Origin of the sequence: Aquimarina algiphila (assembly GCF_947494415.1) — a bacterium.
Lineage (GTDB): Bacteria > Bacteroidota > Bacteroidia > Flavobacteriales > Flavobacteriaceae > Aquimarina > Aquimarina algiphila.
Genome location: NZ_CANLVC010000004.1, coordinates 452882 through 476770, shown reverse-complemented (window position 1 = coordinate 476770; position 23889 = coordinate 452882). Strand labels below are relative to the sequence as shown.

The window sequence follows — 23889 nt, the reverse complement described above, 5'->3', positions numbered from 1 at the left end:
CAATAGTCAAAACAAATATTACGTGTGTAAGCTTTGGCAGAATAATTGACTAATTTTGTGAACATTAAAAATAAGTAAGAATTTTTTAAACAATAAATAACTATGGCACTAGAAATAACCGATGCTACTTTTGATGAAGTAGTACTTAAAAGTGATAAACCTGTATTAGTTGATTTTTGGGCAGCATGGTGTGGTCCTTGTAGAATGGTAGGCCCAATCATTGAACAAATTAGCGATGAATATGATGGCAAGGCCGTTGTAGGAAAAGTTGATGTTGATGCTAATCAAGAATTTGCAGCCAAGTATGGAGTAAGAAACATTCCAACTGTTTTAGTTTTCCAAAATGGAGAAGTAGTAGGTCGTCAAGTAGGAGTTTCTCCTAAAAATGTATATGCAGAAGCACTGGATTCACTTTTGTAAGAGAATTCAATTAGATATAAAAAAAGGTTTGGTCAATGATCAAACCTTTTTTTATGAATACTATTTTGTAATACGTATATTGTTGACATCAATCAATTGACATAGCCCCTCATCTTTCATACAAAAGATTACATCATGGATATACAAAAAGAGATCAACAAAACCGGTGGGTTTACTAACCTGGAACTACTTGCAAAACAAGTTGTAGAAGGCTTTATCTCTGGCATGCACAAAAGTCCCTTTCATGGTTTTTCTGCAGAATTTGCAGAACACAAAGTGTATAATAATGGTGAAAGCACAAAACATATTGATTGGAAACTTTTTGCCAAAACTGATAAACTGTTTACCAAGCGATATGAAGAAGAAACAAACCTTAGATGTCATATCATCATTGACAACTCTTCTTCAATGCATTATCCTGCTGTAAAAGAACATCATTTAGGATCTTTGAATAAAATCAGTTTTTCAGTTCTTGCTACGGCTTGTTTGATGAATATTCTTAAAAAACAACGTGATGCTATAGGTTTAAGTATCTACAGCGACGAATATGATTATTACGCTCCAGAAAAAGGTAGTGAAAGACATCATCAGATGTTACTTAACACGTTAAACAAAACCATACTTCATCAATCGAATAATAAAAACACAGATACTTTTAAATTTTTACATTTAATAGCCGAAAAAATACATAGGAGATCATTACTATTTTTATTTACCGATATGTTACAAGCTTCATCTAACCCAGAAAAGTTATTTGAAGCACTCAGGCATCTTAAATACAATAAGCATGAGGTTATCCTATTTCATACTTTTGATAGTGAAAAAGAATTAAACTTTGATTTTAGTAATCGACCTACCCGCTTTGTGGATGTAGAAACTGGTGATTTCATCAATTTATATGCAGACAATATCAAAGATAATTATCGAAAAGAAGTGTCATCTTATTTTTATGATTTGAAAATGAAATGTGCTCAGTACGGCATTAAGTATGTTGAAGCAGATACCACTAAAGATTTTGACAAAATATTAACCACCTATTTTGTTGAAAGACAGAAATTTGCTTAAACAAAAAAATATAATTGCAAAAAAAACAAAAAAAATATTTGCGGGTATTAAAATGAGGTGTATATTTGCATCCGCAATAAGGCCTTGGTCTGGTAGTTCAGTTGGTTAGAATACCTGCCTGTCACGCAGGGGGTCGCGGGTTCGAGTCCCGTCCAGACCGCAAAATTGCAAAAGCTTCAATTAACATTGAAGCTTTTTTTGGCAATTAAAAATGTTGTGTTGTCTCACGCTAAGCGTGAGTGGTTTCGTAGTAAACCGATGAGAAGCTTTTCCATATAAACTTGGAGAGGCTTTTTTTAATTGCTACCTAAGCAAAGTTTATAATGCACACTAAAAGACTAATTAAATCAAGCCTAAAAATTATATAAGCACAATTTTAGGCTTGATCCAGTTTAAAAATTATTGCATTAAGGTTTTAAGAACTTTTCTTTTTGTTCCTTTATTTAACTCAAGTATATAGATTCCCTTTGGAAAACCTTGGGTAGAAATTACCGAAGTAGTTAAAACACCTTTTTTAACGATTTGACCTGATAAATTATATAATATATACATTACATTTTCAACATCTCCATGTAGCTCTAAATCACTTCCTCTGGTAGGGTTTGTATATACAGCAATCCTTAATTCTTCCTCATTTCCATGCTTAGTTGATACTCCGCTTGTAGAAGCCATAACTACAGGAGCAACCGAACTAGCTCCCGGGTTGCCCCCAGAACATAAAGCTCTAAATACAAAATCATAGTTCGTTCCTGATTGCAACCCTCTAATAGTAACAGAAGAGTTTCCAGCTTCGGCCGCAGCATAACTAACTGCTCCAGAGTTTATATTTCCGGCAAAAACACCTTGCGGAAATGCTCTTAGTTCAAATCTCCTGGTATCAGTACTCGAATTATCAAAAGAAAATGTAATCGAATTTGCAGTTGTGTTAGTTACTTTTAATCCGGTAGGTGCATTGCTACAATCTAATGTAGATGGTGTAGTAGTATTTATATTAAATTCTGCACGATCAAAATTAAACAAGAACCCCGCTGATCCTGTATACGTAAAACGAATTTTCTGAACCCCTGCAACCAAATCTAAATTTGCAGTCACCGGGGTATTATAAGTATGCCATGCATTATTTACAGGTACTGCTAGTGTTGCTAAATTTGTTCCTCCGACTGAAACCACAACATTACCCCCGACTCCGTTTGAAGAAGTAAAAATATCTAGCTTATACGCTCCTGTTTCAGCAACATTGATATTATATTCAGTATAATTATTATTTTTTATAAACCCAAGATTTTGTCCTCCTCCAGGAGTGTTTTCAGTTTTTACATCTCCATTTTTAACTACATAATTTTCTACTTGAATAACTCCCGGAATTACAATACCTGTTGGTGTAGGCGGTGGGGACGGTACTCCCGTGCAATCATTAAGACCACCAATATTAGCAGGTAGTGAATTAGCACCTAAACACATATCTACTATGTTATTAGCAATAATATTAGGATTAGTTTTATTTGAAGTTGTAGTAGTAACTTCAGCAAACGCTGACATATTAGCTTCTGGGATAAATTGATTATTACCACTCCCCATTAAAGGAGCTTTTACCTGCTTAATATTTGTGCTTGTATTGGTACGATAAAATATAGAGTTGTTTAGTGTAACTCTTGAAGGCACTGTGCTCTGCCAAAACATGATATCATTGGCAAAAGTTCCATTTCTAGGTTCATTTTTATAAAAAGTACAGTTATTAAATGACCCTGATTCTGGTATTTTTTGTAAAAAAACAGCTCCTTGTTGTGGTGCATCTACAACATTGAGAAATTTAGTGTTTGCAAAAGTACAGTTACTAAATTCAAAATTATTAATTAATCTAACATTGGCTTGTCCTACTTCATTATTATCAAATACAGAGTTGGTTAACTTCATTTTAGCACTATCCCCATGAAAAACAACACATCCTGCAAAAAAAGCTCTTTGAAAGTTACTTACACCTGCATAATTATTATATATATTGTCTTTAAACTCACAATTATCAATAACTAGAGCTGGTTCATTGGTAGGATAGCCTGGTGAAGACCCAAAAACCGGAGCTATAAATACTTCCATTACTGATACTTTTACATTTGCAGAATTTCTGGTAAAACTAGTTCCATAGATTTCAAGAGGTTTTGTTGTTCTATCCACTCGTAAAGCACCAGCACCCTCTACTACATCCATATAACCAGTAGTCGATTTATATCCATTAGATAAATTAGAGTCAAAAGAACTATTGATAATAGTAAGTCTTTCAATTGAAGTTGCTCCTATGGCTCCTCCTGTAACTGCCTGGTTGTTTTTGAAACTACAACGAAATACCTCTGCAGTACTTTTGTTATTAATTCTAATTGCTGCACCGTTTTGGTTTTCACCTATACCTTTAAAATGTGATACCTTATTGTTAATAAATTGGCAGTTTCTTACTCTTAAAGATGCAAAAAATGATCCGGCTTGTGCTACTTCTATCGCACCACCACCAGAACGAAAGATACTCTTAAGATTTGCTTGAGAGACTCCTTTAAAGTTGGCATTTGTCAACTTTGCATCTTGAATTACTAATTTAACACTACCCCTAATCAAAAAAAGACTAGTATTGTTTTGACCATCAAATGTGATATTCTTTCCTTGAATTATAATTGTTCTTACTTTATCTCTATTTTGATATGACGGATTAAGATGAATAACATTGTTAAAATTAATAGTGGCTGGAGCAGTATTATTGAAACGAAGAATTCCACCATTATTATCCAGAAGAGTTTTTAGCGCTGTTTCTAGGTTACCAAAAGTAGGATCAATTACTATTTGATCTATATTAGAGTTCACATTGAGCGGCACTGCATTGGGCATTTGTGAGGGATTACTTGGATTTCTCCCATAGGCCTCCCATAATGCATTGGCGGCTTGTCGGTGTGATTCAATTACTTGTGCTATACTTAAGTTAACACAGAATAATACGATCATAGTACTAATAAATGTTTTGTGTTTCATGGTTTAAAAGAGTTTAGTTTTAAGAATAAACGTATTAAATAAGTTTTTATGTTTGATAATTGATTAGATATAGAACATAAATAAAAAGCAATAGTAAATCAGGAGGGATTTTTTAATTTAAAATAGCTTCTATTAAGTTAAATTCTAAAACACATTAAGCCTTGCAACTAATCATTTAAATTCAAATACCCCAGAATTCAGGGGATTCTAATATGTTTTTTATCAATATCTTAGACTCATATAAAATCAAAGAAATGAAAACCAATATTAGTTCTATCGTATTTTCAACAGCTATTGTTATTTCGTCCATTGTTCTAGGAAACGCATACATGAATCGAAATAAACCAGAACGAACAATTGCGGTGACTGGACATGGAGTTACAAATTTTACTTCAGACCTGATTGTATGGGAAGGAGAGTTTACTAAATCAAATACTGATTTACAGCAAGCTTATATTGATCTTAAGAAAGATAAGAAAGTAGTAATGGATTACTTAGCAACTCATGGAATCGACGCTACTACAGCGGTTTTTAATGCCGTGATAACAGATCGTAAAACACAATCCAACTACTCTGCTACCGGAACATACATAGGAGAAAATTTTATTGGTTATGAACTCTCTCAAACCATAATGATAAGCTCAAATGAAGTAGAAAAGATCGAAAAAATATCAAGAGAAATTACAGAACTACTTAATAAAGGAGTGCAGTTTTATTCAAAAAAACCTCGATACTATTATACAAAACTTGCAGAACTAAAAATTGAAATGATATCAAAAGCAACAGAAAACGCTAAATTAAGAGCTGAGAAAATAGCTGTGAACTCAGGATCAGAACTAGATGAATTAACGGTTGCTAAAATGGGGATTTTTCAAATAACCGGAAGGCATTCTGGAGAAGATCATTCTTGGGGAGGTGCATTAAACACTTCGTCTAGAGAAAAAACTGCTTCTATCACTACAAAATTAACATATACTCTAAAATAGTGCTCCCCAATTTTCCCATACTTTAATAAAATAAAATATCAAAAAACCAACAGATACAATAAACTTAAGAAAAGTACCTGCCAGAAAACCAATAAAAGAGCCAAAAGCTGCTTTAAGCGCCTTTGAAGACTCACTACTATCTCGTATAAATTCTCCTATAAAAGCTCCTGCAAAAGGACCTACAATGATGCCAAATGGTCCCATAAATATAATTCCGACAATAAGCCCCAGAGAGCTGCCAATCATCCCATATTTTGTACCCCCAAACTTTTTTGTACCTAAAGCAGGAACAATATAATCCAGCACCCATACAACAAGGGATATGGCCAAAGTAATTCCTAAAAATGTCCAGTTTTGTGGAATAACATCAGTAAAATGAATAATCAACAATCCTATCCATGAAGTAAATGGCCCTGGTAACACAGGTAGAAAACTTCCTATTATCCCTAAAAGACAAAATAAAAGACCAATTATGATTAATGCTATATCCATATTCTTTTGCTTATATGACGATAATGTTTCTGATTTGTTACGCTAATATGATTTAACTCTACACTCATGCTTTTAATTTACCTAGTATAGCTTTAAATACATTTTTATTTAATTATTTTGTTTCTGAAAATTATAATCAACATTTAATTGATATAAAACTACCCCCTAAATTATGCAATCTTTTTTAGTATTATCCATCGCGTTAATGATGTCCACTATTTCTTTTTCGCAAAGTAATTTTACTACTATAAAATGCAAAAGCGAAACAAATCAACGTCTCATAAAGAATTGTATCACTAATGAAATCAAAGCATTTGTAGATACTAATTACGACATCCCTAGCGTATTATCTTACACTAAACCTGGTCTTAATAGAATTTATACTCGATTTAAAGTAGACCAGAAAGGTAAAATCATAGACATTCAGGCAAAAGGATCTGCTATGCAACTAGAACTAGAAGCTATAAGAACATTACAATCGTTCCCAAATTTGATCCCAATACCAAAAGAAGTTTCTAAAGAACAGATTTTTGAAGACATTTTCACATTACTCATTACTTTTAATGCTGAAGCACCCAAAATTGATTTACCACAAAAAAGACTAACAGGTAACGACTGATTTGATATATCTATCTCTTGTTAAGAGTACTTTTTGATTTTTTTTAACTAAAAAATTAGTTATAACTAAAAAATTAGTTACATTTGTTTCATTCAACTAGATCTTTAGTTAAAATGAAACAACTTACAAAAGCAGAAGAAGAAATTATGCAATGGTTATGGCAATTAGAAGAAGCCAATGTGGCCTCTATTATAGATAAAATGCCTAACCCCAAACCTGCATACAATACAATCTCTACTATTATTAGAATTTTGGAGAATAAAGAATTTGTATCCCATCGCAAAGAAGGTAAAGGATATATTTATTTTCCTTTAGTCAAAAAAGAAGAATATAGCAATCAATCTCTAAATAAGTTGATGAACAACTATTTTAATGGATCTTTCAGAAATATGGTTTCTTTTTTTGTAAAAAAGAATGATATGGACATCAAAGATCTCGAGAAGATCTTAAAAGAATTAAACAACGAAAAATAATCATCATGCTCCATTATATCCTCCAAATACTGATTTTTCAGATGCTGTTTTTAGTAATTTATGATCTACTTCATAAAAAAGATACATTTTTTAACTGGAACAGATTATACTTAATTATCACTCCAACATTATCTTTTATCTTACCATTTGTAAAGATAGAGTCCTTTAAAACAACAACATCACAAATCTATGCCTCTCAAGTAGAAAGTGTAATTACCATTTCTTCTGAAAGTTTTGCTTCTTTTAGCGCTACAGAAATCAATCAAAACCCAATAAATTGGTGGCTAGTGGCTTATTGCATTGGTGCAGGAATAAGTTTATTATTACTCCTATTTAAACTCTATAAGCTTAAAATTTTAAAATCTGTTGCTGTCAAAACAACATTTAGCAAAAAAAAAATAGCTATCCTACCCAATAGTAGCCAGGCATTTTCTTTTTGGAATACTATTTATTTGGGCGATGCCTTAAATGCTGAAGAAAAAAAACAAATCTTATTGCATGAAATCGTGCATATTGAACAAAAACATTCTATCGATCAGATTTTCTTTGAGTTTTTAAGAGTCCTATTCTGGTGGAATCCTCTCATTTATGTATTTCAATCAAGAATAACCGTATTGCATGAATATATAGCTGACGCAGCAGTAATCAAAGCAGTAGATAAAAGAAATTACATCGAACAATTATTAAATGTAGCTTTCCAAACTCAGGAAATCACATTTGTAAATCAATTTTTTAATCAATCCCTAATCAAAAAAAGAATACTTATGTTACAAAAATCCAAATCCAAAACTATCGCCAAATTTAAATACCTACTGTTAATACCTTTAGTTATAGGAATTTTGACGTACACCGCTTGTAGTGAAGAATCAGATCAATCAACCAAAGCCGTTGAAAATTCTAAAAATAATGAAAGTTCTGATTATTCAAACTTATCTATAAGTCATGAACCTCAATGTCCCAATCAACAGTCTTCATATAATAAAAACCTTGACAATTATTTAAGAGTAAGGAATGGAAAAAACTCTGAAGCTATTCTTGATATTATTTCTACAGCATCTTCAGAAAAAATAAGAACGATTCACTTTTTTAAGAATCAAACCTTTTTTGTTCGAAACATACCTGAAGGGAAATACAAATTATATCTTTCATATGGCGAAGACTACGCAGAAAAGACTGTAGATGGAGTATGTAAAGGCTATTTTAAAAATGAAATATCAACAGAAATAGGCGAAAACATTCTCGATTTTAATGTTACACAAACCGAAAAAGGAGTAAATATACCATCATATAACCTATCCATTAATTTAACAAAAAAAGAATCAGAAGTACCTAATGAAGCTTCTCAAGAACCAAACACAAATGTTAATGACAATAATAATGGAGAATCTGAACCAAAATGTCCCAACCAAAATTCTTCTTACGATAAAAAGCTAGATAATTACCTAAGGGTTACCACTGGTGATAATGCTGACGTTATAGTGCAAATTGTTGCGTTAGCAACAGAGCAAAGTATAAGAACAGTTTATATAAAACGAGATAAAACATATTCTATTAGAAATATACCCGAAGGTAAATATAAACTCGACATTAAATATGGTTATGATTATGCCGAAAAAACAGTAGATGGAGTTTGTGTCGCCTACTTTAAAGATAAAAAAGCAAATGAAATTGGTGAAGATATTCTTGACTTTACAGTTTTTAAAACCGATAAAGGCTATAATGTTCCGTCTTACAATATCTCTCTTGATTTAAACGATACTGATCATATTCATTAAGACTTAAAGATAAATAGAATCTAATATAGATCAAAAATGTATTCAACCATAAGCCGAAGTATGCAACTTCGGCTTTAACAATTTGATCATTTCTCACTCTAAAAAAAAATATGTAGCTTGGCAATCCGAAATAGTTTATGGATTAATGAGTACTAAAAATTGGCATATCATTCTATTGATTTTTACTTTATTTTCTTGTAAAAATTTTGTTCTTAAAAAAGAGAACAAAGAAGATATTGTAAAAGAAGGAATGGATAAATTAAATCGTAATGAAGTAGAACAACCTCCTCTATTTTCTGTTTGTAAAGGAAAAGCAGAAGATGAGTTAGATTCATGTTTTCAAAATACAATTACCAAACACATACATGACTATCTTACCAAATATCCTATCACAGTAAAAAGAACAATTAATGACACTATTTGGGTACCTTTATTAATTACCAAAGATGGTAAAATCATACTTGAAGATTTCACATTACCAGATACTACAATTGCTCAGATTCCAGACCTTAAAAACAGGCTAGAGCAAAGCATTGATTCTTTACCAGAGGTTGAACCCGCACACACGAGAAGTACCCCTGTAACAACACGTTATAAACTTCCTATTGTAATACACATAGATTAGCAGTATACTTATTTTGAATTGCGTAGTTTTGTAAAAACTCTGTATTTCATTGGAAAACGAAAAAATTATATTAGGCATTGACCCTGGAACCACAATTATGGGTTTCGGACTTATTAAAATACGAAATAAGAAAATGTCTTTTTTACAACTTAATGAACTTCAACTTGGCAAATATGATGATCATTATTTAAAACTAAAGCTAATTTTTGAACGTACAATAGAGCTTATAGACACTTATCATCCAGATGAAATTGCTATCGAAGCTCCTTTTTTTGGAAAAAACGTACAATCTATGCTTAAACTCGGACGCGCTCAAGGAGTGGCTATGGCAGCTGGGCTTAGCAGAGAAGTACCTATCACAGAATATTCTCCAAAAAAAATTAAGATGGCTATTACTGGTAATGGAAATGCCAGTAAAGAACAAGTAGCTAAAATGCTACAGAGTTTACTAAAACTAAAAACACTTCCAAAAAACCTCGATTCTACTGACGGACTAGCTGCTGCTGTGTGCCATTTCTATAATATGGGGCGAGCAGATATTGTGGGAAAAAGTTATACTGGCTGGGCTGCTTTTGTGAAGCAAAATGAAAAGAGAGTAAAAAAATAATTTTTTATAATAAAAGCTATACATCAATTAGTTTTCTTATCACTGAAAATAGGGTAATTTAATAAAGGTTAGATGTTTACATTTGTTCTTCGCAGGAATAAACTATATTATTATGATTGAATTAATCTCATGAATTATATAAAGAACCTTATTAAAAACCCTATAAAAATTTCACAACTGTCAATCTTAGTATGTGGTTTTCTTATTATTCTTCTCGGATGTTCTCAAAAAAACAAACAGAATAGCAACGTAATAAAAGAAAACAAAATAGTCGATAAAGTTATTACACAAGAAAAAAATGGATATGAACTCCTTAAGGAAATTCCTAAAGATTGGATAGCATTAACCCAGTACAACAACCAAGATGTTATTTTTCAACCTTGCGATTCTGAAAACCTGAGTATAACTATTCGTAAAAATGCTAATTCTTATGATCTAGGAATATCTCATGGCCATGATATTACTTTTGATTCGATTATCAGGATCACCAAAAAGAATAATAATTATATTTTTCATTGTTCTAATACATCAAACGAACGATTATTCTCACTAACCATCATTAATAACAAAAAAGGAATCGGATTATGGAAAAATGATTTCATTTTTAAAGATGGTGCCAAGTATGTAAATCGTGATCGTGAAAATTTATTTCCAAAAATAGAACAACCTTGTCAAGAATGTTGGGATGATTGTGATTAAACTGTTCTCAACAATGTCTAAGAAGAAGCTTTATATGAAAAATACTATAATAGATCATATAATATAACCAAATTAATTACGATTTTTGACTTCAAATATTTAAAATTTGTAATTCCAAAACCTAAAGTTATTAGCGGTATTTACATCCATATTCCTTTTTGCAAACAAGCTTGTCACTATTGTGATTTTCATTTTTCTACTTCTATGAAAAAAAAAGATGAAATGATTACCGCACTATGTGATGAAATACTGTTGCGGAAATCAGAAATTGATCCTAATGAAAATATCGAAACTATTTACTTTGGAGGAGGTACACCTACCGTATTGTCTATAGAAGAACTCACACGCATTATAGAGGTCATTTATAAGAATTATTCGGTTATCCAAAATCCAGAAATAACAGTAGAAGCAAACCCGGATGATCTAACCGAAGAAAAGATAAAATTACTATCTAGTAGTGATGTAAACCGTTTAAGCATAGGTATTCAGTCTTTTTTTCAAGAAGATTTACAGCTCATGAATCGAGCTCATAATGCAAATGAAGCAAAAGAATGCCTCGCAATGGCTAGTCAGTATTTTGAAAATATTTCGATTGATCTGATTTATGGCATCCCTAATATGTCGATTGATCAATGGAAACAGAACATTCAAGTGGCAATGGACTTTAAAGTACCTCATATCTCTTGTTATGCGCTTACTGTCGAGCCCAGAACTGCTTTAAAAAAACTAATTCAAAATGGTAAAATAGAACCTGTAAGTGATGATCTTGCACAAGAACATTTTGAAATTCTTGTAGATACATTAGAAAATCGAGGATTCGTGCATTATGAACTCTCTAATTTTGGAAAACCCGGGTACTTCAGTAAAAATAACACCGCATACTGGATAGGGAAAAACTACTTAGGTATTGGGCCATCTGCACATTCTTTTAATGGAAAACAACGAAGCTGGAATATCAATAACAATATAAAATATATTAAAGCCCTGCAGCAGCAACAAATCCTCAGAGAAGTTGAAGATTTAAGTAAAACTGATAGGTATAACGAATACATAATGACAGGTTTGAGAACCATTTGGGGAGTGTCATTACAGAAAATAGAACATGAGTTTGGTGAAAAACATAAAGAGTATCTTATGAAACAAGCTCAAAAACATATTGACAAACACCTACTATTTATAGATGATGATACTTTATTGATTACTAAAAAAGGAAAGTTTTTAAGTGACGGCATCGCAAGTGATCTTTTCTTACTAAATTTAGGATAAATAAATAACCATGGGGGTTATTCAAGAAAAATATACTTGTATTGAAACCCAGTACAATATCAAAATAGCCTGAAATCTATGATATGATTACGACAATTGAACACAACAAAACATCCTATACAATTGATCTTTCTAAACCTCTGGATATATCCATACCACTAAGAGCTTCTAAAGAAAACGTAAATGCCTGGTATATTGATGAACCAAAGATTGAACCTGTAACAAATGGTGATTGGATTGGAAAAGTATCTAAAGGAGCTTCTACTAATTTTAATACGATCACATTTAACCCTCATAGCCATGGGACCCATACAGAATGTGTTGGCCATATCACTACAGAGTTTCATAGTATAAATCAGGCTCTACAACACTTTTTTTATATAGCAGAAGTTATTTCTGTTACCCCTAAAAAACAAGAAGAGGATTACGTAATAACAAAAGATTGTATTAAAAATATGATTACTTCATCCACCTCTGAAGCCTTAATTATAAGAACAATCCCTAACGTAAAAGACAAACAGAACAGACAATATTCGAATACTAATTGGCCTTATCTCACCAAAGAAGCAGCTGCTTATATTTCAAAACTAAATATTGAACATTTACTTATTGATTTGCCCTCTGTTGATAAAGAAAAGGATGATGGGAAATTACTTGCGCATAAAGCATTTTGGAACTACCCCTCTGCTCCCCGTTATCATGCTACAATCACAGAAATGATTTATGTAAATGATATAATTTCTGATGGATTATATATACTTAATCTTCAGATAGCATCGTTCGAAAACGATGCTTCTCCAAGTAAACCTATCCTTTATAAAATACTTTAAAATTAAAATCCAAATGAAAACTACTATACAGCTTGAAGAAATTGCAATGTTTGGATTAGGTATTTATGCATTTAGTTTACTTCCTTATTCCTGGTGGTTATTTTTAGCTTTATTTCTTGTTCCCGACATAGGGATGATAGGTTACGTAATAAATAGTAAATTTGGTGCTTTGAGCTATAATATATTTCATCATAAAGGGCTAGCAATTATTATATATGGTATAGGAATTTCTATCTCAAATGAAACGCTTCAATTATCAGGAATCATTCTTTTTGTTCATTCTGCTTTTGATAGAATTTTAGGTTATGGTTTAAAATATGAAAAAGGATTTAAATTTACACACTTAGGTGAAATAGGGAAAAAGAGTTAGAATGGAATTATTATTTGTTGGACTTTTGGGAGGTGCTATTTTAGCATATTTTATTTTTGCACGATTTAGTGCTGCACAAAGAAAATCATCTGTACGAACACAATCTACTGTTCTTATGGAAAAAATCAAAAGCGTTTGTAAACTTGTTACTGTAGAAGGAGATTTTGCAGAAATATACCATTATGAAAGTGTTAAAGATAAATTTTTTAAACTCCTGTCCGGAACTAAAAAAGCATTGATTATTATTGAAGCCAAAGCTTATGTTGGATTTGATCTGTCAAAGGTTTCATTAGAAAGCGACACCAAGAACAAAAAGATAATTCTTACTCATTTCCCACAACCAAAACTATTGACCATAGAGACTGATTTTAAATACTATGATAAAAAAGAAGGATGGTTAAACCCATTTACCTCTTCTGATCTTACTGATCTTAATAAAGAAGCTAAACAATTTATTAAAGATAAAATTCCACAAAGTGGACTCATGGAGTCTGCAAGAAAAGAAGCGTTAACAGCAATTGCACTTATGGAAACTCTGGCCGAATCTATTGGCTGGACATTAGATTACTCTGCTTTACAGCTAGATGACAATAATCCCAATACAAAACAGTTAGAATAGAGAACAATGAGCATAGTTATTTCTACTGATAATGAAAAATTAGATATAGATTTTATTCATCAGTTTTTAACCCATTCATATTGGGCCGAAGGTAGAACCAAAGAAGAAGTAAGTATAAGCATGAAAAACTGCTTGAATTTTGGCATTTACCTTAATAAAAAACAGATCGGTTTTGCAAGAGTCTTAACCGATTATACTGTTTTTGGATACTTGATGGATGTATTTATTACAGAAGAGCATAGAGGAAGTGGATATGCAAAACTAATGATGAAAGCCATAATGGATCATCCAGATTTACAAAATATTAAACGATGGATGTTAGCTACTCATGATGCACATTCATTGTATAAAAAGTTTGGTTTTAGTGCTATTGAGGACCCTTCTAAACTTATGGGAAAACTTGTAAATAATTAAAAATGAATATAGAAGCATTCAGAGAATATTGTCTTGCAAAAAAAGGAGTTACAGAAGAATTTCCATTTGATGAAAATACACTTGTTTTTAAAGTAATGGGCAAAATGTTTGCTTTGACCGGATTAGAAAGAATTCCGTTTAGTGTTAATCTAAAATGTGACCCAGAACGTGCCATCGAACTTCGTGAATATCATCCTGAAATCACTCCTGGGTACCATATGAGTAAAAAACATTGGAATACTGTTAACTTTTCTGAAGGATTAGCTACTAATATAATACTCGAGTTGATAGATCACTCCTATGATTTAGTAGTAAGCGGCTTGACTAGAAAGGTAAAACAAGAATTAGAAAAACTTTAATTAAAAGCACTAGAGAACAAAAAGCTTATAAATAAGAAGTGTATTTGAAACTATACTTTCTTTTATATTATATTCACGTTCTCCTCAAAATATATGAATAATCCACACAAATTTTATAGAGAACAAATTGCTCTACATACCATATCACTCAAAAAAATAAAAAAACAACTAGCTGTTTCCAGTACCATACGATTGTTTGTTTTTTTGATTCTCGTTGCAGCTGTATATTTTGGTTATCCCAACACTCAAATTATTATTGCTAGTATTGTTATAGGAATTACTGCTTTTATATTTTTGGTCAATAGACATACTAATCTTACATATACCAAAAACAAAATAAAACAGTTGATTGATATTAATCAGCTAGAACTTGATGTTTTTGAAGGTGATATAAGTCTACTTGATGACGGAGCATCTTTTATTGATTCGACCCACCCTTATAGCCATGATATCGATTTGTTTGGGAAACAATCTTTCTTTCAATATGCCAATCGTACCACCACTTTGGCAGGAAAAAGTAAATTGGCAAAGATACTTACTGCAAATTCGATAGATTATATTGAAAAAAAACAGGAAGCTATAGAGAATTTATCTAAGTTACCCGAGTGGCGGCAAGAATTCAGTGCCATTGCTTCTCTAGTGAACGTTACAGTTACCGTTTCTTCGATTCAAAAATGGCTTCAGCACTATACTTCTTTTGTTCCTAAACTTATGAGGGTGCTTCCCGCTATTGTTTCGGGGATTTCAATTATCATGTTAATATTACTATTTACAGAGGTAATCACCTTTAATATCTTTTTATTATGGTTTTTTATCGGACTCGGAATAACAGGAACACAAATCAAAAAAATCAATAAACTCTATAGTGATGCCAATAAAGTAAAAGACACATTCGAACAATATTACAAACTTGTCGATAAAATTGAAAACACAGATTTTCAAGCTTCTCTATTACAAGAAAAGAAACAACTAGTCATTAGTGAAACAGAAAAAGCTTCACATACACTAAAACAATTTGCAAGTATCCTTAATGCTTTTGATCAACGTAACAATATGATGTTTGGTGTCTTGGCTAATGGATTAATACTTTGGGATATTTTACAAAGTTATCGTATCGAAAAATGGATTGCCAAAAACCATGATAAAGTTTCTCAATGGTTTGAAGTAATTGCGTTTTTTGATGGGTATAACTCTCTTGGGAATTTTGCGTTTAACCATCCAGAGTATATTTACCCAAAAATAACCTCAGACAATATTATACTTGATGCTAAGGATTTGGGACACCCTATGCTTAACACTCAAAAAAGAATAGATAATGATATAACCATTCATAAAGAAGAATTCTTTATCATCACTGGAGCCAATATGGCAGGAAAAAGCACCTTCTTACGTACTGTTGCATTACAACTTGTGATGTCAAATATAGGCTTACCAATTTGTGCAGCATCTTGCGAGTATCGCCCTATTAAACTTATTAGTAGTATGCGTACATCAGATTCTCTTAGCGATGATGCCTCATATTTCTTCTCAGAACTTACTCAACTAAAAAAAATCGTAGATGCCCTAGAAACTGATGAGTATTTTATCATTTTGGACGAAATCCTAAAAGGCACTAATAGTAAAGACAAAGCTGCGGGATCTCGTAAATTCGTAGAAAAATTAGTAAAAGCTAAAGCCACTGGGATTATTGCTACTCATGATTTAAGCCTTTGTGAAATAGCATCAGAATTACCTCAAGTGAAAAATCGCTTTTTTGATGCACAAATTGTCAACGATGAACTTTATTTTGATTATAAATTTAAAGATGGAATTTGTCAGAATATGAATGCTTCTTTTTTACTAAATAAAATGGGGATCGTTTAATGTTTCAATTAAAAATGAGTTAATTACAACAAATCATAATAACTATGAAAGCATGTTTTTGCTTCTGTCTCCTTTTTTTATTTACTATAATAATATGTTCTGGTCAAGAAAACATTGTTGAATTATGGGAAGGAAAAATTCCAAATCAAAAAGAAACTGATGAAGTTGAGATCAGGAAAAATGAAAACATAGTTAGCATTAAAAATGTACAAAAACCTACACTTGAAATTTATTTACCGTCCAAAAACAACACTACCGGAAAAGGTATAGTGATTTGTCCAGGAGGAGGTTATGGCTCTTTGGCATATGATTGGGAAGGTACCGAGATCGCAAAATGGTTAAATTCTAAGGGAATTGCTGCATTTGTTTTAAAATATCGATTACCACAATCCAAATCTATTATCATTGCTAACGAAGCACCTCTGCAAGATGCACAAAGAGCAATTCGATTGGTTAGGCACCATGCAAAAAAATGGAATGTATCTCCAGAACAAATTGGTATTATGGGGTTTTCTGCAGGTGGACATCTTGCTTCGACTTTGGGAACTCACTTTGACAATAAAACTAGTCAAGTAGATGCTATAGATTCAATTAGTGCTAGACCAAATTTTATGGTGTTAATGTATCCAGTAATCACCATGAAACTTCCTTATACTCACCAAGGATCTAGAGATAATCTTTTGGGCACTTCTCCAAAACAAGAGTTAATCGATTTCTATTCAAATGAATTACATGTAACTCAGAATACACCGCCTACCTTTATTGTTCATGCAACCGATGACAAAGCAGTCCCTGTTGAAAACAGCCTCCTGTTTTATCAAGGTTTAAAAGATGCTGGTGTATACTCAGAAATGCATATCTATCCCAAAGGAGGACATGGATTTGCTTTAGCTATTGGGCGTGGATATTTACAAACATGGAATGATCGTCTTCATGACTGGATACAAAATTTGAATTGATAAATCTCAATCATTCAAAACACGAATATCATATAGATTTTTCCGAAATTGAGAAGGTGTAATTCCTTTAATCCTTTTAAATTTTCTATTGAAATTTGATACATTTTTAAATCCGCTGGAATACGATGCTTGTGCAATAGATATATCTGGTTCTTTTGATAAGATCCTGCAAGAGTGTGTTATTCTCACTTCGGTCAAAAACTGAAAAAAAGTCTTATTCGTTCGTTGTTTAAAATAACGACAAAAAGCATTAGGTGTCATATTTGCCAAATCAGACACTTCCTGTAAGCTAATATCACTATAAAATTTCTCCATGACAAATTGAAAAACATCAGCCATTCGTTTTCCTTCATAATCTGTGTAGTTTTTTCTGGTAATCGATGAAGATATAGTTTCAGTTTTCGCTAGGCTAAAAAACTTTAATATCTGCAAAAATATCACAAAACGATCCAGCCTATGTTTCTTCTTTTTAATAGTAAAAAACAATTCTCTTAATTCTTCTTTTTCAGAAAGTACTCTAATCCCATATGACAAGCTATCAAAAAAAGTAAACAAATCATTAAATTCAGAAAGTTCAAAAAACCCGCTCCCAAAAGATTCTTTGGTGAAAAATAATGAAATCATATATGATTCTTCAGAAGATGAAATACTTTTCAGTACATGAGGAACCTGGCTTCCAAAAACCAGAATATCATTAATACGATAATTAGTAATCGTATCACCCACAATCACACTTCCTTCTCCTGACACAATAAACGATACCTGAATCTCCTCATGCTGGTGTAATGTATCATAAAACTTAAGCCCTCTATCTTCCTGAATGATAAGAGTATCTGTTGAAGTCTTTGGAATTTTAAAAGGTAATACCTGTGTCATATTAGATCAATAATATCCATTTATCAATCAAATTACAAAATATAAGGTAATATAGTATCATATTTGGGTAATTTCAAAAGATATCTCCTCTTAGTTTCATTATACTTTTGAATAAAAATACATTATGACTATAGACTGGAAAGGCGTAATGCCCGCCGTAACAACAAAATTTACAGATCAAGATACGCTGGACTTACAAATGTTTGAGGTGAATATTAATGCACAAATAGAAGCTGGTGTTCATGGTATCATACTTGGTGGAACTTTAGGAGAAGCCAGTACATTGAGCGACGAAGAAAAAAGAATCCTTGTAAAAACTACGGTTAATATTGTAAAAAGCAAAGTTCCGGTAATCATAAATATTGCTGAGCAAACTACAAAAGGAGCGATTGAAGCTGCAAGAAAGGCAGAAGAAGATGGAGCGAGTGGATTAATGATGCTCCCTCCTATGCGATATAAAGCTGGAGACCGGGAAACTGTAATCTATTTTAAAGAAGTAGCCAAAAGTACTCACCTCCCAATTATGATATACAACAATCCAGTAGATTATAAGATTGAAGTGACTCTGGATATGTTTGAAGAATTATTGGCATTTGATAACATTAAGGCAGTAAAAGAATCTACACGAGATATTTCTAATGTCACCCGCATTAAAAATAGGTTCGGAGATCGTTTAAAAATCCTATCTGGGGTAGACACATTAGCTCTCGAAAGTTTATTGATGGGTGCAGATGGCTGGGTTGCAGGGTTGGTTGATGCTTTTCCTGCAGAAACGGTGGCTATTTATGAGCTTCAAAAAGCAGGAAAAATTAAAGAAGCAATAGCAATATATCGTTGGTTTTTACCTTTGCTAGAGTTAGACATAAACCCTAAATTAGTACAGAATATCAAACTGGCAGAAGTAGCTACAGGAATCGGTACCGAAAATGTTCGTGCTCCTAGATTACCACTTGTTGGAGAAGAACGAAAAACGGTATTGAAAGTCATTGAAAATGGACTAAAAACAAGACCAGAATTACCCGATTATAAATCATTGAACTAACGTATTATCGAATTAATTATTAATCCATGACCTCATCAACTATGATAACTGGAAAAAACTATATCGGAAATCAGCTTTCCTCAGAAGGAAATAGAACCTATAAAACATATAATCCCAAACTAAATCTTGAAAACGAACATATATTTTATGAAGCTTCTGATCAAGAGATAGAAAAAGCAGTCTTATTAGCTGCTGAAGCATTTAAAACATATAAAAAAACTTCTGGAGTAAAAAAGGCCGAATTTATAACTGCTATTGCAGATGAGATTTTGGCTTTAGGTGATCTTTTAATACAAACCTATATATCTGAGACAGGCTTACCTGAAGGAAGGGCAAAAGGAGAACGCGGAAGAACCGTTGGGCAACTAAGAACTTTTGCAGAATTAGTATCCGAGGGTTCCTGGGTAGAAGCTACTATAGATACTGCTGATCCCGATAGAGCTCCGATTCCTAAACAAGATATTAGAAAAATGTTAGTGCCATTGGGACCTATAGTCGTTTTTGGAGCTAGCAACTTTCCGCTGGCTTACTCTACTGCTGGCGGAGATACAGCTGCTGCATTTGCTGCGGGGTGTCCTGTGATTGTAAAATCACATCCTATGCATGCCGCAACAGGAGAACTGGTCGCTTCTGCAATTCACAACGCTGCTCAAAAAACAGGAATGCCAAATGGTATATTCTCTAATCTAAATAGCTCGGGTATTGAGGTAGGAGTACGATTGGTAAAGCATCCCAAGGTAAAAGCCGTTGGTTTTACAGGAAGTATTCGAGCAGGTAGAGCATTATTTGATCTTGCTTCGCAACGACCAGAACCCATACCTGTATTTGCTGAAATGGGAAGTATCAATCCTGTTATTTTGCTTCCTGAAGCAACAAAAAAAAGAGGAGAAATTTTAGCTAAAATCTATGCTAATTCCATAACATTAGGAACTGGTCAGTTTTGCACTAATCCGGGCTTGATTTTGAGCATAAAAGGAGAAGCTCTCAATAATTTTATCAATATACTCTCTGATGAAATCATTAGTATGGAACCTTCATGTATGTTACACCCCAATATTATAGCCAACTATGAGAACAATAAAACCAATGTTTTACAACAAAATGGTATACATGTAACCGCAGAATACAATGGTGATTTATTAGTCAATCATGCTAGACAAACGATAATAAAAGTAGAAGGAAAAACATTTTTAGAAAACCCTAAACTTCATCAAGAAGTATTTGGACCTTTTTCTATGATCGTACAATGCAAGGATACTGAGGAATTAGAGCATATAATTTTGAATCTTGAAGGACAGCTTACAGGAACTATTCTTGCAGAAAAAGAAGAAGCTGTACACTACAACTCTGTGATCGAAGCATTACAAAACCGAGTTGGCAGAATCATCTTTAATGGCGTTCCTACTGGAGTAGAAGTATGTCCCGCTATGCTACATGGAGGTCCTTATCCAGCATCTACTGACAGTAGGTTTACAGCAGTTGGCATTCACTCTATAAAGCGTTGGGTAAGACCTTTTAGTTATCAGAGCTGGCCAAATCATTTATTACCTGATGAACTTAAAAACGAAAATCCTTTAGGGATTTCAAGACTTGTTGACGGTAACCCTAGTCAACGTAAAATCTGATTTTAAAATCTACATTTAACATCAATATCAAATGAAAATTTCCAAAATTATCATCATTACAATTTTACTTTTAAATTTTGGGTGCGCCGAAAAAAATGAGGTGAAAGACAAAAAAAATCCATCAGATCAACTTCATGCTATTATCACTGAAATTGATGAAAGAGAAAGTTATGATAAAGAAGAATATCCTTTAGGCATCTTCACCAAAGAATATTTCAAAACCGAAGCAGATTTTGCACAAAAAAAACTACTAGAACTCTCTACCGTTGATAGAAACCAACTTAAAGAGACTGATAGAATATCTTTTGATCTTTTAAAATTTGTTTTACAGAATAAAGTAGATCATTATGAATTCGAAAATTACTTAAATCCATTACTATCAGATTCTGGTTTTCATAGTAATCTTAACTATATGGTTAAGCCATTAACCACCTATGAACAGGTAAAAGAATATCTAAGTAAACTTAATGCGATCCCTGTATTTGTAGATCAACATTTTGTAAATTTAAGAGAAGGTCTCAAAAAAGGAGTTTCGCAACCAAGAATTATATTCGAAGGATATGAATCCACTTACAATAACCATATTATTGATAACATTGAAGATAGTTTCTTCTACTCTCCATTTAAAAATTTGCCAGAGACATTATCACAAACTCAAAAAGATTCTGTAATCACTTCTGCAAAAGAGGCTATAAAAAATAATGTTGTCCCTCAATTTAAAAGAATTAAAGCCTTCTTCGAAACCGAATATCTTCCCAATACAAGAACTACAATTGGCGTATCTCAAACTCCAAACGGAAAAGAATATTATCAAAATAAAATAAACTTTTATACCACCAGTACCAAGTATACTGCAGATGATATTCATAATATTGGATTAAAAGAAGTATCTCGTATAAAAACTCAAATGGAGCAAATTATAAAAGACCTCGAATTTCAAGGTAGTTTTGCTGACTTTTTAAAATTCCTTCGTACCGATGAGCAATTTTATGCTAAGACTCCAGAACAATTATTAATGATTGCCAGAGATATGGCAAAGCGAGTAGATGAGCAGTTACCCAGGTTTTTTAAAACATTACCCAGAAAACCATATGGCGTAGCTCCTGTACCCGATGCAATTGCACCTAAATATACAACGGGAAGGTATGTAGGAACAAAAGCAGATAGCTCAGAACCTGGATATTATTGGGTAAATACCTATGATTTACCAAGCAGAACACTATATACATTACCTTCTCTTACTGTTCATGAAGCTGTCCCGGGACATCATTTACAGGGGAGTCTTAATAACGAACTGGGAGATAGCATCCCAAAATTTAGAAAAGATCTCTACTTATCTGCATATGGAGAAGGCTGGGGATTATATTCAGAATTTCTGGCAGAAGAAATGGGCATGTACACTACTCCTTATGAGCATTTTGGTAAATTAACCTATGAGATGTGGAGAGCTTGTCGATTGGTTGTCGATACAGGAATTCACGCAAAAGGTTGGACCCGCGAACAAGTAGTAGACTATATGGCTTCAAATACTGCATTATCGTTACACGAAATACATACAGAAACAGATCGATACATCTCTTGGCCCGGACAAGCTTTATCTTATAAAATCGGAGAATTAAAAATAAGAGAACTTAGAAAAAAAGCTGAAACTGAATTAGGTAGTGAATTCGACATACGAGAATTTCATGAAGTTATTCTAGAACAAGGAACGGTTACGCTTTCAATTTTAGAAAATAGAATTATTGCTTATATCCAAAGAACAAAAAATGGCTAGTACTTCTTTTAAATGTATTGATGCACATACTTGTGGAAATCCAGTAAGAGTAGTAACTACAGGGCATCCTAATCTTATAGGAAATACAATGAGCGAAAAACGTCAACATTTTCTAAGAGAATATGATTGGATTAGAACTGGATTAATGTTCGAACCAAGAGGGCATGATATGATGAGTGGTAGTTTTTTGTTTGATCCACATGATCTACAGAATGATTTTGCTATTCTATTTATCGAAACCTCTGGTTGCCTTCCCATGTGCGGTCATGGCACGATAGGAACAATCACAATTGCAATCGAAAGAGGTTTGATACAACCAAAAACACCAGGCAAAATTAGAATGGAAGCCCCTGCAGGTTTGGTAGAAATCGAATACCAACAAACAGGGAAAAAAGTAGATTGGGTAAAACTAAAAAATGTAAAATCTTATCTCGCTGCAGAAGATTTAAGCATTGATTGTCCAGAGCTAGGTGAGATAACTTTTGATGTAGCTTATGGTGGTAACTATTATGCTATTATTGATCCTCAAAAGAATTTTAACGGATTACAAAATTATACTGCAGGAAAATTGATTCAATACTCCCAGATCATAAGGGAGCGTGTTAACAAAAAATATCCTAATACGTTTATTCATCCAGAAAATGAGACCATAAGAGATGTAAGTCATATCCTTTGGACGGGAGAACCTATTCATTCTGATTCGTCTGGCAGAAACGCCGTCTTTTATGGTAATAAGGCTATAGATCGATCTCCATGTGGAACAGGAACCTCTGCTAGAATGGCACAATTATATGCTAAAGGAAAGTTGAAAAAAGGAGATGAATTCATTCACGAAAGTTTTATAGGAAGCACATTTACAGGACGTATCGAGGAAGAAACAACACTAGACAATAAAAAAGCTATTGTTCCCAGTATTCAGGGTTGGGCAAAAATATATGGTGACAATATTATTTATATTGATGATGAAGATGACCCTTATGCATATGGATTTCAGGTTATTTAAAATTTCTTCGCACCCTTAAACATCATTTGATAAAGTAAAAAGAAGGCATGAAATTAATAGAATATAACAGAATAAATCAAGTGAAATTATTATCATCCTTGAGCTTGTCTAAGTGT

24 protein-coding genes and 1 tRNA gene are annotated in these 23889 nt (G+C 32.6%); 22 read left to right on the top strand and 3 right to left on the bottom strand.

Going from position 1 to position 23889, the window contains the following annotated elements; genetic code table 11:
* The first annotated feature begins 102 nt into the window (after positions 1-102).
* The 3 genes from trxA (at position 103) to PQF96_RS08860 (ending at position 1645) form a co-directional block, all read left to right on the top strand.
* A complete protein-coding gene (gene trxA / locus PQF96_RS08870) occupies positions 103-420 on the top strand; it encodes a thioredoxin (RefSeq protein ID WP_103865399.1) in 318 nt (105 codons plus the stop codon).
* A 135-nt stretch (positions 421-555) separates the two neighbouring features.
* A complete protein-coding gene (locus PQF96_RS08865; RefSeq protein WP_109434218.1) occupies positions 556-1485 on the top strand; it encodes a DUF58 domain-containing protein in 930 nt (309 codons plus the stop codon).
* Positions 1486-1571: 86 nt separating this feature from the next.
* Positions 1572-1645: transfer RNA gene (locus tag PQF96_RS08860), tRNA-Asp, on the top strand.
* Between the two features lie 239 nt (positions 1646-1884).
* On the opposite strand, the gene PQF96_RS08855 is transcribed toward PQF96_RS08860, so the two are convergent.
* Positions 1885-4497, bottom strand: a complete 2613-nt coding sequence (locus PQF96_RS08855) for a carbohydrate-binding protein (protein ID WP_271765788.1) — start codon at positions 4495-4497, stop codon at positions 1885-1887.
* A 254-nt stretch (positions 4498-4751) separates the two neighbouring features.
* On the opposite strand from PQF96_RS08855, the gene PQF96_RS08850 reads away from it, so the two are divergent.
* Positions 4752-5483, top strand: coding sequence for an SIMPL domain-containing protein (locus PQF96_RS08850; RefSeq protein ID WP_109434465.1), 732 nt, complete (start codon positions 4752-4754; stop codon positions 5481-5483).
* On the opposite strand, the gene PQF96_RS08845 is transcribed toward PQF96_RS08850, so the two are convergent.
* Positions 5475-5975, bottom strand: a complete 501-nt coding sequence (locus PQF96_RS08845) for a DUF456 domain-containing protein (protein ID WP_109434220.1) — start codon at positions 5973-5975, stop codon at positions 5475-5477. The genes PQF96_RS08850 and PQF96_RS08845 overlap by 9 nt on opposite strands.
* A 172-nt stretch (positions 5976-6147) precedes the next feature.
* On the opposite strand from PQF96_RS08845, the gene PQF96_RS08840 reads away from it, so the two are divergent.
* The 14 genes from PQF96_RS08840 to PQF96_RS08775 all read left to right on the top strand — a co-directional run bounded on the left by PQF96_RS08840 (position 6148) and on the right by PQF96_RS08775 (position 17453).
* Positions 6148-6594 (top strand): hypothetical protein, encoded by a 447-nt coding sequence (locus PQF96_RS08840; protein WP_271765787.1) that lies wholly within the window; start codon positions 6148-6150, stop codon positions 6592-6594.
* A gap of 113 nt (positions 6595-6707) precedes the next feature.
* Complete coding sequence (locus tag PQF96_RS08835) at positions 6708-7067, top strand: BlaI/MecI/CopY family transcriptional regulator (protein WP_271765786.1); 360 nt, start codon at positions 6708-6710, stop codon at positions 7065-7067.
* Between the two features lie 41 nt (positions 7068-7108).
* Entirely contained in the window at positions 7109-8842 is a 1734-nt protein-coding gene (locus PQF96_RS08830; RefSeq protein WP_271765785.1) for a M56 family metallopeptidase, read from the top strand.
* A gap of 145 nt (positions 8843-8987) precedes the next feature.
* Positions 8988-9467 (top strand): hypothetical protein, encoded by a 480-nt coding sequence (locus PQF96_RS08825; protein ID WP_271765784.1) that lies wholly within the window; start codon positions 8988-8990, stop codon positions 9465-9467.
* A 49-nt stretch (positions 9468-9516) separates the two neighbouring features.
* A complete protein-coding gene (gene ruvC / locus PQF96_RS08820) occupies positions 9517-10074 on the top strand; it encodes a crossover junction endodeoxyribonuclease RuvC (RefSeq protein ID WP_109434226.1) in 558 nt (185 codons plus the stop codon).
* A 129-nt stretch (positions 10075-10203) separates the two neighbouring features.
* Positions 10204-10773 carry a hypothetical protein gene (locus PQF96_RS08815; RefSeq protein WP_271765783.1) on the top strand — a complete coding sequence of 190 codons (570 nt, stop codon included), beginning with the start codon at positions 10204-10206 and terminating at the stop codon, positions 10771-10773.
* Positions 10774-10902: 129 nt separating this feature from the next.
* Positions 10903-12039, top strand: a complete 1137-nt coding sequence (hemW, locus tag PQF96_RS08810) for a radical SAM family heme chaperone HemW (RefSeq protein WP_271765804.1) — start codon at positions 10903-10905, stop codon at positions 12037-12039.
* Positions 12040-12122: 83 nt separating this feature from the next.
* Complete coding sequence (locus PQF96_RS08805) at positions 12123-12869, top strand: cyclase family protein (RefSeq protein WP_109434228.1); 747 nt, start codon at positions 12123-12125, stop codon at positions 12867-12869.
* A 13-nt stretch (positions 12870-12882) separates the two neighbouring features.
* Positions 12883-13239 carry a DUF4260 domain-containing protein gene (locus tag PQF96_RS08800; protein WP_271765781.1) on the top strand — a complete coding sequence of 119 codons (357 nt, stop codon included), beginning with the start codon at positions 12883-12885 and terminating at the stop codon, positions 13237-13239.
* Position 13240: 1 nt separating this feature from the next.
* Positions 13241-13858, top strand: a complete 618-nt coding sequence (locus PQF96_RS08795) for a DUF4230 domain-containing protein (protein WP_109434230.1) — start codon at positions 13241-13243, stop codon at positions 13856-13858.
* 6 nt (positions 13859-13864) lie between these two features.
* Entirely contained in the window at positions 13865-14272 is a 408-nt protein-coding gene (locus PQF96_RS08790; protein ID WP_109434231.1) for a GNAT family N-acetyltransferase, read from the top strand.
* A 2-nt stretch (positions 14273-14274) separates the two neighbouring features.
* Entirely contained in the window at positions 14275-14631 is a 357-nt protein-coding gene (locus PQF96_RS08785; RefSeq protein ID WP_109434232.1) for an MmcQ/YjbR family DNA-binding protein, read from the top strand.
* Between the two features lie 93 nt (positions 14632-14724).
* Positions 14725-16494: a MutS-related protein gene (locus tag PQF96_RS08780; RefSeq protein ID WP_271765779.1), complete on the top strand. Its 1770-nt coding sequence runs from the start codon at positions 14725-14727 to the stop codon at positions 16492-16494.
* A gap of 44 nt (positions 16495-16538) precedes the next feature.
* The gene (locus PQF96_RS08775) at positions 16539-17453 is read left to right on the top strand and encodes an alpha/beta hydrolase (protein ID WP_271765778.1); all 915 of its coding nucleotides are present in this window, start codon (positions 16539-16541) and stop codon (positions 17451-17453) included.
* A 6-nt stretch (positions 17454-17459) separates the two neighbouring features.
* On the opposite strand, the gene PQF96_RS08770 is transcribed toward PQF96_RS08775, so the two are convergent.
* A complete protein-coding gene (locus tag PQF96_RS08770; RefSeq protein WP_271765777.1) occupies positions 17460-18329 on the bottom strand; it encodes an AraC family transcriptional regulator in 870 nt (289 codons plus the stop codon).
* Positions 18330-18453: 124 nt separating this feature from the next.
* On the opposite strand from PQF96_RS08770, the gene PQF96_RS08765 reads away from it, so the two are divergent.
* From PQF96_RS08765 to PQF96_RS08750, 4 genes are read left to right on the top strand one after another with little or no spacing between them, the layout of a single operon-like run.
* Positions 18454-19371, top strand: coding sequence for a dihydrodipicolinate synthase family protein (locus tag PQF96_RS08765; protein ID WP_271765775.1), 918 nt, complete (start codon positions 18454-18456; stop codon positions 19369-19371).
* Between the two features lie 41 nt (positions 19372-19412).
* Complete coding sequence (locus tag PQF96_RS08760) at positions 19413-20996, top strand: aldehyde dehydrogenase (NADP(+)) (RefSeq protein ID WP_271765802.1); 1584 nt, start codon at positions 19413-19415, stop codon at positions 20994-20996.
* 31 nt (positions 20997-21027) lie between these two features.
* Positions 21028-22770: a DUF885 domain-containing protein gene (locus tag PQF96_RS08755; RefSeq protein WP_271765774.1), complete on the top strand. Its 1743-nt coding sequence runs from the start codon at positions 21028-21030 to the stop codon at positions 22768-22770.
* On the top strand, positions 22763-23773 hold the full coding sequence (locus PQF96_RS08750) for a 4-hydroxyproline epimerase (RefSeq protein ID WP_271765773.1): 1011 nt from the start codon (positions 22763-22765) through the stop codon (positions 23771-23773). Before PQF96_RS08755 ends, PQF96_RS08750 begins: the two co-directional genes overlap by 8 nt.
* Positions 23774-23889 lie beyond the last annotated feature (116 nt).